This window comes from Marinovum sp., assembly GCF_034669705.1.
GTDB lineage: Bacteria > Pseudomonadota > Alphaproteobacteria > Rhodobacterales > Rhodobacteraceae > Marinovum.
In genome coordinates, this window is record NZ_JAXMOR010000016.1 from 99,315 (window position 1) to 109,680 (window position 10,366).

The 10,366-nt window shown below is 68.4% G+C and carries 9 protein-coding genes; 7 read left to right on the top strand and 2 right to left on the bottom strand.

Features of this window, described 5'->3' with window-relative positions:
* Positions 1–104: 104 nt before the first annotated feature.
* On the top strand, positions 105–1,208 hold the full coding sequence (locus VOI27_RS12985) for a class I SAM-dependent RNA methyltransferase (RefSeq protein WP_323765778.1): 1,104 nt from the start codon (positions 105–107) through the stop codon (positions 1,206–1,208).
* A 23-nt stretch (positions 1,209–1,231) separates the two neighbouring features.
* The gene (locus VOI27_RS12990; RefSeq protein WP_323765779.1) at positions 1,232–2,170 is read left to right on the top strand and encodes a 2-hydroxyacid dehydrogenase; all 939 of its coding nucleotides are present in this window, start codon (positions 1,232–1,234) and stop codon (positions 2,168–2,170) included.
* Positions 2,171–2,205: 35 nt separating this feature from the next.
* Here VOI27_RS12990 and VOI27_RS12995 read toward each other — a convergent pair whose 3' ends face one another.
* The gene (locus VOI27_RS12995; protein ID WP_323765780.1) at positions 2,206–3,123 is read right to left on the bottom strand and encodes a sugar kinase; all 918 of its coding nucleotides are present in this window, start codon (positions 3,121–3,123) and stop codon (positions 2,206–2,208) included.
* A gap of 187 nt (positions 3,124–3,310) precedes the next feature.
* Entirely contained in the window at positions 3,311–4,690 is a 1,380-nt protein-coding gene (locus VOI27_RS13000; protein ID WP_323765781.1) for an FAD-binding oxidoreductase, read from the bottom strand.
* A 178-nt stretch (positions 4,691–4,868) separates the two neighbouring features.
* Here VOI27_RS13000 and VOI27_RS13005 point away from each other — a divergent pair, with 178 nt between their 5' ends.
* The 5 genes from VOI27_RS13005 (at position 4,869) to VOI27_RS13025 (ending at position 10,030) form a co-directional block, all read left to right on the top strand.
* A complete protein-coding gene (locus tag VOI27_RS13005) occupies positions 4,869–6,650 on the top strand; it encodes an IlvD/Edd family dehydratase (protein ID WP_323765782.1) in 1,782 nt (593 codons plus the stop codon).
* 12 nt (positions 6,651–6,662) lie between these two features.
* Positions 6,663–7,397: an SDR family oxidoreductase gene (locus tag VOI27_RS13010; protein ID WP_323765783.1), complete on the top strand. Its 735-nt coding sequence runs from the start codon at positions 6,663–6,665 to the stop codon at positions 7,395–7,397.
* A 132-nt stretch (positions 7,398–7,529) separates the two neighbouring features.
* Positions 7,530–8,210 carry a GntR family transcriptional regulator gene (locus VOI27_RS13015; protein ID WP_323765784.1) on the top strand — a complete coding sequence of 227 codons (681 nt, stop codon included), beginning with the start codon at positions 7,530–7,532 and terminating at the stop codon, positions 8,208–8,210.
* 44 nt (positions 8,211–8,254) lie between these two features.
* Positions 8,255–9,094 (top strand): fumarylacetoacetate hydrolase family protein, encoded by an 840-nt coding sequence (locus tag VOI27_RS13020; RefSeq protein WP_323765785.1) that lies wholly within the window; start codon positions 8,255–8,257, stop codon positions 9,092–9,094.
* An 84-nt stretch (positions 9,095–9,178) separates the two neighbouring features.
* The gene (locus VOI27_RS13025; protein WP_323765786.1) at positions 9,179–10,030 is read left to right on the top strand and encodes an SMP-30/gluconolactonase/LRE family protein; all 852 of its coding nucleotides are present in this window, start codon (positions 9,179–9,181) and stop codon (positions 10,028–10,030) included.
* Positions 10,031–10,366: the final 336 nt, after the last annotated feature.

Genomic DNA, 10,366 nt, shown 5'->3' on the forward strand with positions numbered 1-10,366 from the left:
CGCGCGCCCCTGCTTCATCTTGCCAGACAAACTCCGGGGGTCCGGGGGCAGCGCCCCCGAAATCCTCCACAGACACCCCGCGCACCCGCCCGGGCGGAGACGCCATGCCCTCTGATTTCGAGATCTTCCTCGCCTGTCCCCCCGGCCTCGAGCCGCTGCTGCGCGACGAGGCCCGCGCCGCCGGGTTCAATGCCCCCGCCTGCACCCCCGGCGGCGTCACCCTGCGCGGCGGCTGGCCCGAGGTCTGGCGCGCCAACCTCTGCCTGCGCGGTGCCAGCCGGGTGCTGGCGCGGATCGGGGAATTTCGCGCCATGCATCTGGCGCAGCTCGACAAGCGCGCCCGCAAGCTCGACTGGCGCGCGGTGCTGCGCCCGGACGTGCCGGTCAAGGTCGAGGCCACCTGCCGCAAGTCGCGCATCTACCACGCCAAGGCCGCGACCCAGCGGGTCGAGGGCGCGCTCGAGGCCGCGGGCATCCCGCTCAGCCCAGAGGCCGATCTGGTGCTCAGGCTGCGGATCGAGGACGACCTCTGCACCTTCAGCGTCGATACCTCGGGCGATTTGCTGCACAAGCGCGGCTTCAAGACCGGCACCGGCAAGGCGCCGATGCGAGAGACCCTGGCCGCGCTTTTCCTGCGCGGCGCGGGCTTTGACGGCGCGATGCCGGTGATCGACCCGATGTGCGGTTCCGGCACCTTCGTGATCGAGGCGGCGGAAATGGCCACTGGCCGCGCCCCGGGCCGCGGCCGGGCCTTCGCCTTCGAGCGGCTCGCCAGTTTCGACGCCGCCGCTTGGCAGGCGATGCGCGCCGACGTGCGCCCCTGCGAGACCGCGCTCACCTTCCATGGTTCGGACCGCAACGAAGGCGCCATCGCCAATGCCGTCGCCAACGCCGAACGTGCCGGCGTGGCCGGCTGCACCCGCTTCCGCCACCACGCGATCAGCGATCTCACCCCGCCGGAGGGGCCAAAGGGCCTGGTGATCGCCAACCCGCCCTATGGCGGCCGGATCGGCAACAAGAAGCTGCTCTACGGCCTCTACGGCAGCTTCGGCACGGTGTTGAAAGAGCGCTTCGCCGGCTGGCGCGTCGGCATCGTCACCAGCGAGGCCGGGTTGGCACGGGCCACCGGGATCAAGCTCGAGGCCGGGCCGGTGGTCGATCACGGCGGCATTCGCATCAGGCTGTACCAGGGCCGGATTGACGGCTGACAATTTCCACAGGAGACATTCACATGACACAGGTTCTGGCCATCGGAACATTCAACGACACGGAAGCCGCAGCCCTGACCGAGGCCTTCGGATGCCGCGTCCTGGCCGAGGTGGACGGGCTCGGCGGGCTCGATCAGGCGGTGCGCGACGCGGTCACCGCTGTGGCCTTCAAGGGCCACCAGGGCTTTGGCGCGGCCGAGATGGCGCAGCTGCCCGGCCTGAAGCTGCTGGCGAATTACGGCGTGGGCTACGATTCGATCGATGTGGCCGCGGCCAGTGCGCAAGGCATCACCGTGACCAACACGCCGGATGTGCTCAACGACGACGTGGCCGACCTGGCAATCGCGCTCTGGCTGATGCAGGGCCGCGAGATGCAGCAGGCCGCTGACTGGGTCCGCTCGGGGAACTGGGCCGGCGAGGGCGCGTTCGGCCTGTCGCGCAAGCTCAGCGGCAGCAAGGTCGGCGTTGTCGGCCTGGGCCGGATCGGGCGTGAGATCGCCGAGCGGCTGGCGGCGTTCAAATGCGAGGTGCATTATCACTCGCGTTCGCAAAAGCAGACGCCGGGCTGGGCCTATCACGCCGATCCGGTGGCGCTGGCTTCGGCGGTGGATTTCCTCTTCATCGCGCTGGTCGGCGGCCCGGAGACCGAGGGCTATGTCTCGAAAGAGGTGATTTCAGCGTTGGGTCCGCGCGGCGTGATCGTCAATATTTCGCGCGGCTCGACGGTGGACGAGACGGCGATGCTCGACGCGCTCGAGGCCGGTGAACTGGCGGGCGCGGCGCTCGACGTGTTCGTCAACGAGCCGCAGATCGATCCGCGTTTTCTGGCGCTGCCCAACGTGGTGATCCAGCCGCACCAGGGATCGGCCACCCATGACACCCGTGCCGCTATGGCCCGGCTGCAGCGCGACAATATCGCCGCTCATCTGGCCGGCGCGGCGCTGTTGACGCCGGTGAACTGAGACCGCCGGCGGCGCAGCACGCCGCCGGCACGCCCTCAGGCGAAGGCGCCCTTGTCGAAGATCTCGGGCACCAGCGCACCGGGGGCCTGGATCACCTCGGCGGCCAGCGCCATGGCGCGGGTGGCGGCGGCTTCGAGGTCATGGCCGGTGGCGAGCGAGGCCAGCAGGCCGGCGGCAAAACTGTCACCGGCCGCGGTGGTGTCCACCGGCGTGACCTTTTGCGGTTGCAGGGTGATGAGGCCGCTCTGCGCGGTCCAGAGCGTCAGCGGGCCACCGCCATCCTTGACCGCGATCAGCTTGGCCCCGCCGTCGCGGTAGCGTTTGACGGTGTCCTCGGGCGTCGCGTCGCCGAACAGCGCGGTTTCCTCGTCGAACGAGGGCAGCACCACATCGGCCACCGAGGCGCCCAGCGTCAGCCCTTCGCGCATCGCCTCCTCGCTGCCCCAGAGCTTGGGCCGCAGGTTGGTGTCGAAGGCGATCTGGGTGCCGGCCTCGCGGGCGCGGGTCAGCACCTCGCAGAAGGTCTGGCGCTGCTCGGGCGGCAGGATCGCCAGGGTGATGCCGGAGAAATGTACGATGTCGCGGCCGCGGGTGATCTGTTCCAGCCAGGCCGGGTCCTCGGCCATCGCCTTGGCCGCCGATTGGCCGCGCCAGTAGGAAAAGCTGCGCTCGCCGTCCTGCAGCGAGATCATGTAGAGCCCGACGGTGCGGTCCTCGAGCCGGCGCATGGCGCTGGTGTCGACGCCGTGGCTTTCCATATAGGCCGCCATCTCGTCGGAGATCGCATCGGTGCCGATGCACGAACCATAGCCGACAGTCCAGCTCTCTGGCAGCAGGCGGCGGGCATACCAGGCGGTGTTGAAGGTGTCGCCGGCAAAGCCCCGGCGGCACTTGCCGTTCTCGAGCGGGCCGATCTCGACCATGCATTCTCCGAGCGCGAGGAAATCGGCCATCAGCAGGGCCCTCCCGTCACGCCGGAGAAGCGGGCGGTCTGTGCTGCGAGGGGCGCGGGGGCAGGGGTGGTCACTGGATCGTCCTCATGCTGTCTGGGCCGGGCCTGAGACTGGCCCCGGCTACTGGTATGTCAATACGCGGTGATGGCCGAAAGGTACAGCACCCAGCGCCGGGGGTCAGCGCGGCTCAGGCGTCCTCGGGCGGCAACAGCTTGCCGGGGTTGAGGATGCCGCGCGGATCATAGGCCTGCTTGATCGCCCGCATGTAGCCCAGCGCCGCGCCGTGCTCGCGCGCCATGTAGGCCTGTTTGCCGATGCCGATGCCATGCTCGCCAGAGACCGTGCCGCCGAGCGACAGCGCCAGGTCATTCAGCGCGTTGACGAAGCCCTTGGCGGTCTCCAACTCGCCGGCGTCATCGGGATCGATCCGCAGGCCGCAGTGAAAGTTGCCGTCGCCCACGTGGCCGACGATGCTGCAGGTCAGGCCAAGGGCGCGCGAGCGCGCCTGCGCCGCGGTCACCGCCTCGGCCAGTTTCGAGATCGGCACGCAGACATCGGTGGACATGGTGCGCTTGCCGGGCGCCAGCGCGCCGGTGGCGTAATGCGCGCCGTGGCGCAGCGCCCAGAGCTTGCTGCGATCCTCGGGCCTCTCGGCCAGCGCCAGACCGGTGGCGCCGAAATCCTCGGCGATCTCGGCAAAGGCCCGCGACTGGTCGGCGACGCCGGCGGCGGTGCCGTGGAACTCGAGGAACAGATGCGGCTTTTCCGGCAGGCCGGCATCGCTCGAGAGGTTGAAGCCGCGCACCATCATTTCGTCGACCAGCTCGATCCGCGCCATCGGCAGGCCGGACTGGATGGTCAGGATCACGCAGTTGACCGCATCCTCGACGCTCTCGAACCGGCAGGTGGCGGCGCTGATCGCCTCGGGCTGGCCAAAGAGCTTCAAGGTGACCTCGGTAATCACCCCCAGCGTGCCCTCCGAGCCCAGCAGAAGATGCGTCAGGTCATACCCGGTGGAGGATTTGCGCGCCTGACTGCCGGTGCGGATCACCGTGCCGTCGGCCATCACCGCCTCGAGCGCCAGCACAACGTCGCGCATGGTGCCGTAGCGCACCGCCATGGTGCCGCTGGCGCGCGTCGCCGCCATGCCGCCGATCGAGGCATTGGCGCCGGGATCGATCGGAAAGAACAGCCCCGTGGCGCGCAGTTCGGTGTTGAGCGCCTCGCGGGTCAGGCCGGGCTGCACGGTGCAGTTGAGATCCTCAGCGTTCACCGCAAGCACCCGGGTCATCCGGGTCATGTCGAGACTGATCCCGCCGTGGATCGCAAGGTGCTGACCTTCGAGCGACGAACCTGCGGCAAAGGGCGTCACCGGGCAGCGCGCCTCATGGCAGATCGCCAGGATGCGCGAGACCTCTTCGGTGGTCTCGGGGTAGGCCACCGCATCCGGCAGGGCCTGGGCGAACCAGGTCTCGTTGCGGGCGTGCAGGTCGCGGTGGCTTTGGGCAGTGGCGAGCCTGTCGCCAAGCAGCGCGCGCAGCGCCTGGATTGCGGCCTCATGTGCCATAGGCAGTCTCCTGTGTCCCGGCGGGGGATGCCGCCGCCGCGAGTCGGCTTGTGTCTCGGCTGATTTGGTATACCATTTCGCGCAGACAGGCCATGGCACGGACGGCGCGGCGGGGATGTGACCCGCCAGCGCCGTGGCCGTGGCGAACCTGAGACGGGACAGAGGCGGGAGACAGGTGATGAGTGACAGCAGTGGCAAGACGCGATTCAGGTCGCAGCAATGGTTCGACAATCCCGACAACCCGGGGATGACCGCGCTTTATATCGAGCGCTACCAGAACCAGGAATACACCCGCGAGGAGCTTCAGGGCGGCAAGCCGGTGATCGGCATCGCCCAGACCGGCAGCGATCTGGCGCCCTGCAACAAGATCCACGTCTTCCTGATGGACCGGATCAAGGCCGGCATCCGCGCCGCCGGCGGCATCCCGATGGAATTCCCGGTGCATCCGATCCAGGAGACCGGCAAGCGGCCCACCGCCGCGCTCGACCGCAACCTGTCGTATCTGGGGCTGGTCGAGGTGCTGCACGGCTATCCGATCGACGGCGTGGTGCTGACCACCGGCTGCGACAAGACCACCCCGGCGATGCTGATGGGGGCGGCGACGGTCGACCTGCCGGCGATCGCGCTCAATGGCGGTCCGATGCTGGATGGCTGGTGGAAAGGCAAGCGCGCCGGATCGGGCACCATTGTCTGGGAGAGCCGGCGTCTGCTGGCCGAGGGCAAGATCGATTACGAGGAATTCATGAGCCGGGTCTGCTCTTCGGCGCCGTCGCTGGGCCATTGCAACACCATGGGCACCGCCAGCACGATGAACGCCATGGCCGAGGCCCTGGGCATGACCCTGACCGGCAGCTCCGCCATCCCAGCGCCGTTCCGCGAGCGCATGGCGATGGCCTATGAGACCGGCAAGCGGATCGTGCAGATGACGATCGACGACCTGAAACCCTCGGACATCCTGACCCGGGAGGCCTTCGAGAACGCGATCATCGTCAATGGCGCGATCGGCGGCAGCACCAATGCGCCGCCGCACCTGCAGGCCATCGCGCGCCATGCCGGGGTCGATCTCGATGTGACCGACTGGGAGAGCGTCGGCTTCGACGTGCCGCTGCTGCTCAACATGCAGCCGGCGGGCGAATACCTGGGCGAGAGCTTCTTCCGCGCCGGCGGGGTGCCGGCGGTGATGGGCGAGCTGATGAAGGCCGGGCGGCTGCACGAGGGCGCGATGACCGCCACCGGCAACACCGTGGGCGCCAATCTGGCGGGCGTCGAGAGTGTCGATACCGCGGTGATCCGGCCCTATGACGACCCGCTGCGCCAGAACGCCGGGTTCAAGGTGCTCTCGGGCAACCTGTTCGACTCGGCGCTGATGAAGACCAGCGTGATCTCTGAGGAGTTCCGCCAGCGGTTCCTGTCGGAGCCGGGGCAGGAGGGGGTCTTCGAGGCGCGCGCCGTCGTCTTTGAAGGGCCCGAGGATTACCACGACCGGATCAACGACGCCTCGCTCGAGATCGACGAGCGCACGATCCTGTTCATTCGCAATGTCGGCTGCGTCGGCTATCCCGGCTCGGCCGAGGTGGTGAACATGCAGCCGCCGGATGCGCTGATCCGGCAGGGAGTAAATCACCTGCCGACGGTGGGCGATGGCCGGCAGTCCGGCACCTCGGAAAGCCCCTCGATCCTCAATGCCTCGCCCGAGTCGGTGGTCGGCGGCGGTCTGGCGCTGCTCGAGACCGGCGACCGGGTGCGGCTCGACCTCAGTGCCTCGCGGATGGATGCGCTGGTGGACGACGCCGAGTGGCAGGCGCGGCGCGAGGCTTGGCAGGCGCCGGAGATCCGCAGCCAGACGCCCTGGCAGGAGATCTACCGCCAGCACGTGGGACAACTGGCGCAGGGCGGCTGTCTCGAACTGGCGACGGCCTACCAGAAGATCCGCCACGACATGCCACGCGACAACCACTGACCGGAGGGCGTCATGCCATCGATCATCATCACCGGCGGCGGTGGCGGCATCGGCCGCGCCTGCGCCGAAACCTTTGCCGAGGCCGGCTGGCAGGTGGCGGTGCTGGGCCGCCGGCCCGAGCCGCTGGAGGCGCTGGCGGCGCGCTATGACGGGCTGCTGCCGATGCCCTGCGACGTGACCGACGCGGCCTCGGTGGATGCAGCCTTTGATGCGGCGCTGGAGGCCTGGGGCCGGATCGACGTGCTGTTCAACAATGCCGGCGTTTCGGTGCCCGGCGCGGTGATCGACGAGGTCTCGGTCGCCGACTGGCGGCGCTGCATCGACGTCAACCTCACCGGCAGCTTCCTCTGCGCCCGGGCCGCCTTTGCCCGGATGCGGGCGCAGGATCCGCAGGGCGGTCGGATTATCAACAATGGTTCGGTCTCGGCGCAGGTGCCGCGCAGGGGCTCGGCGCCCTATACCGCCTCGAAGCACGCGATCACCGGGCTGACCCGGTCGATCTCGCTTGACGGGCGGGCCTTCGACATCGCCTGCGGCCAGATCGACATCGGCAACGCGCTGACCGAGATGGCCGAGAAGATGACCCGCGGCGTGCCCCAGGCCGATGGCGAGATTGCGGTGGAGCCGGTGATGGACGTGGCGCATGTGGCGTCTTCGGTGCTGCACATGGCGACATTGCCGCTGGAGGCCAATGTGCAGTTCATGACGGTGATGGCCAGCGCCATGCCCTATATCGGGCGTGGCTGAAGGTTTGGGGGCTCTGCCCCCGCCGCCCCGGTGGGGCGACTCCCCCGAGGGTATTTTTGAACAGAAGAAGATCAGGATCGTGACAGGATGGGGAGGGATGCCCGATCCGGCGCGCGGCCCGGGAGACGGATGATGGCGGCGGAAAGCCGGGCGGAACAGATCGCGGACCGGTTGCGGCGCGACATCCTTCTGGGGGTGCTGGCGCCGGGGGCGGCGATCAAGGAACGTGACAGCGCCCAGGACATGGGCGTGAGCCGCACGCCGATGCGCGAGGCGATCCGCATCCTGGCCAAGGAGGGGCTGGTGGCGCTGCGGCCGTCGCGCAGCCCGGTGGTGGCGCAGCCGACGCTCGAGGACGTGACCGATGCCATCGACGTGCTGACCGCGCTCGAGCTGCTCTCGGTGCGGCTGGCCTGCGAGCGGGCCAGCGACGCCGAGATCGCCGCCATCCGCGAGATCGAGCGCGAGGTGGCGGCGCAGTACGGCGGGCTCGACCCGGTGGCGCGGTTCGAACATGACATGGGGTTTCACAAAACGATCGCCGCCGCCGCCCATAACGCCATGCTGGCCGAGACCCATGGCGCCTATCTCGCGCGGCTCTGGCGGGCGCGCTATCTCTCGACCCTGAACCCCAAGGCGAAGAGTGGCATCCTTGTGCAGCATGCCGCCATCGCCGAAGCCCTCGGCGCCCGCGATGCGGCGACCGCCGAGGCGCACCTCGCCGCGCATCTGGCGCAGCTGCGGGTCAACGTGCGCGACTTCTTTCAATCGACCGCGGTGGCTTCGGCCGCCGGGCAAAGGCGCCCGGAATGACCGGGCGTGCCACTTTCAAAGACCGACAACAAGGATGATGTGAGATGAAACTCTTGCGATACGGCGCCGAGGGCGCGGAAAAGACCGGGATGCTCGACGCCGACGGCAAGGTCCGCGACCTGAGCGCCCATCTGCCGGACCTCTCTGGCGCCGCGCTGGCCGGCCTGACCGATCTGCGCGACATCGACCCGGCCACGCTGCCGCTGGTCGAGGAACCCGGCCGGATCGGCGCCTGCCTGTCGACGGTGCCGAACTTCTTTTGCGTCGGCCTGAACTATGCGCTGCACGCCAAGGAATCCGGCCTCGATGCGCCGAGCGAACCGGTGCTGTTTTCCAAGGCGACCTCGGCGCTTTCCGGGCCTTTCGATCCGGTGATCATCCCGCGCGGCTCTGAAAAGACCGACTGGGAGGTCGAACTGGGTGTCGTGATCGGCCGCGCGGCGCATTACGTCGGCGAGGACGAGGCGCTGGACTGCGTGGCGGGCTACTGCACCGTCAACGACGTTTCGGAACGCGCCTATCAGATCGAGCGGCTGGGCCAGTGGATCAAGGGCAAGTCGGCGCCGAGCTTTGCCCCGATCGGCCCCTGGCTGGTGACCGCCGACGAGGTGCCGGACCCGCAGGCGCTGGATGTCAGCCTGATGCTCAACGGCGAGACAGTGCAATCGTCGAACACCTCCGACATGATCTTCTCGGTGCGCGAGATCGTCTCCTACATGAGCCAGTTCATGAAGCTGCAGCCCGGCGACATCATCGCCACCGGCACCCCGGCCGGCGTCGGCATGGGGATGAACCCGCAGCGCTTCCTCAAGCCCGGTGACGTCATGGAGGTGACGGTCGAGGGGCTTGGCCGCCAGCGCCAGGAAGCCGTGGCCGCGACATGATATCCTTGGGGCGCTCGACGGGCGCCCCTTTTTCTTGGGCCGGGCGCTGCCCCGGTCGACCAGTCTCACGGGAGGGAGCCCGCAATGACCATCACCATCCATGACACCCGCCGCTGCCAGCTGGGCGAGGGGCCGCTCTGGCACCCGGAGCGCAACCAGCTCTTCTGGTTCGACATCCTCGGCAAGTCACTGCTGAGCCGCGATGGCGACACGCCGCTGGCCTGGGAGTTCGACGAATATGTCTCGGCCGCCGGCTGGATCGACCGCGACACCCTGATGATCGCCTCGCAAAGCGCTCTGCTGCAGTTCGACATCGCCAGTGGCGATCACGAGGTGATGGTGCCGCTCGAGGCCGACAATGCCTTCACCCGCTCGAACGACGGCCGCGCCGATCCCGCCGGCGGTTTCTGGATCGGCACCATGGGGATCGACGCCGAGCCGGGTGCCGGGGCGATCTATCGCTACTATCGGGGCGCGCTCGAGGTGCTCTACCCCGAGATCACCGTGTCGAATTCGATCTGTTTCGCGCCGGATGGCCGGAGCGCCTATTACAGCGATACCCGGACCCACCGCATCATGGTGCAGGCGCTGGACGCCGAGGGCTGGCCCGAGGGCACGCCGGAGGTCTTTGCCGATCTTGGTGACGAGGGGCTCAATCCCGACGGATCGGTTGTCGACAGCGAGGGCGGGCTCTGGAACGCGCAATGGGGGGCGGGCCGGGTGGCGCGCTATCATCCCGACGGACGGTTTGACCGGTCGATTGCCGTGCCGGGCAGCCAGGCCACCTGTCCGGCGTTCGGCGGGGCGGATTTGCAGACCCTGTACGTCACCAGTGCCGCCGTGGGCCTTCAGGGGGCTGACGAGTCGCAGGGCGCGACCTTCGAAACCCGTCCCGGGGTGACGGGCCAGGCGGAATTTCGGGTAATTTCGGGGTAAACTGGGGTCTGCGAGTCGGGTTATTCGGCGGATTTCGGGGGTTTTGCCGGTTCGGCCGGGCCGGGGTGTCGCGGAAAGGGGGCCTGACAGGTGAAAAATTGTGCCGCCAAGTGCCTGTAAACGCGCGGCTTTCCGGAAAGTTTCCGAGAGAATGCGGTTTTTCTGAAAAAACCGCTTGCGGGTTTGGGGGAGTAACCGTAAAAGCCCCTTCACCGGCGGCGCTGAGGCGCACAACGGGACGCCAGACGGGGCGGCGGCGAGGTCGAGAGGCTGAGTTGACGCAGACGAGGTGGAGAAAATCAGAGGGAATGACGGGCGGGCGCGCCAAGAAGTTAG

What these genes read in the sequence shown, in the direction of transcription:
- VOI27_RS13000 (WP_323765781.1), bottom strand. Translation starts at nt 4,690, where the DNA reads ATGGCACATGAGGCCGCAATCCAGGCGCTGCGCGCGCTGCTTGGCGAC.
- VOI27_RS13020 (WP_323765785.1), top strand. Translation starts at nt 8,255, where the DNA reads ATGAAACTCTTGCGATACGGCGCCGAGGGCGCGGAAAAGACCGGGATG.
- VOI27_RS13015 (WP_323765784.1), top strand. Translation starts at nt 7,530, where the DNA reads ATGGCGGCGGAAAGCCGGGCGGAACAGATCGCGGACCGGTTGCGGCGC.
- VOI27_RS12985 (WP_323765778.1), top strand. Translation starts at nt 105, where the DNA reads ATGCCCTCTGATTTCGAGATCTTCCTCGCCTGTCCCCCCGGCCTCGAG.
- VOI27_RS13010 (WP_323765783.1), top strand. Translation starts at nt 6,663, where the DNA reads ATGCCATCGATCATCATCACCGGCGGCGGTGGCGGCATCGGCCGCGCC.
- VOI27_RS13025 (WP_323765786.1), top strand. Translation starts at nt 9,179, where the DNA reads ATGACCATCACCATCCATGACACCCGCCGCTGCCAGCTGGGCGAGGGG.
- VOI27_RS12990 (WP_323765779.1), top strand. Translation starts at nt 1,232, where the DNA reads ATGACACAGGTTCTGGCCATCGGAACATTCAACGACACGGAAGCCGCA.
- VOI27_RS12995 (WP_323765780.1), bottom strand. Translation starts at nt 3,123, where the DNA reads ATGGCCGATTTCCTCGCGCTCGGAGAATGCATGGTCGAGATCGGCCCG.
- VOI27_RS13005 (WP_323765782.1), top strand. Translation starts at nt 4,869, where the DNA reads ATGAGTGACAGCAGTGGCAAGACGCGATTCAGGTCGCAGCAATGGTTC.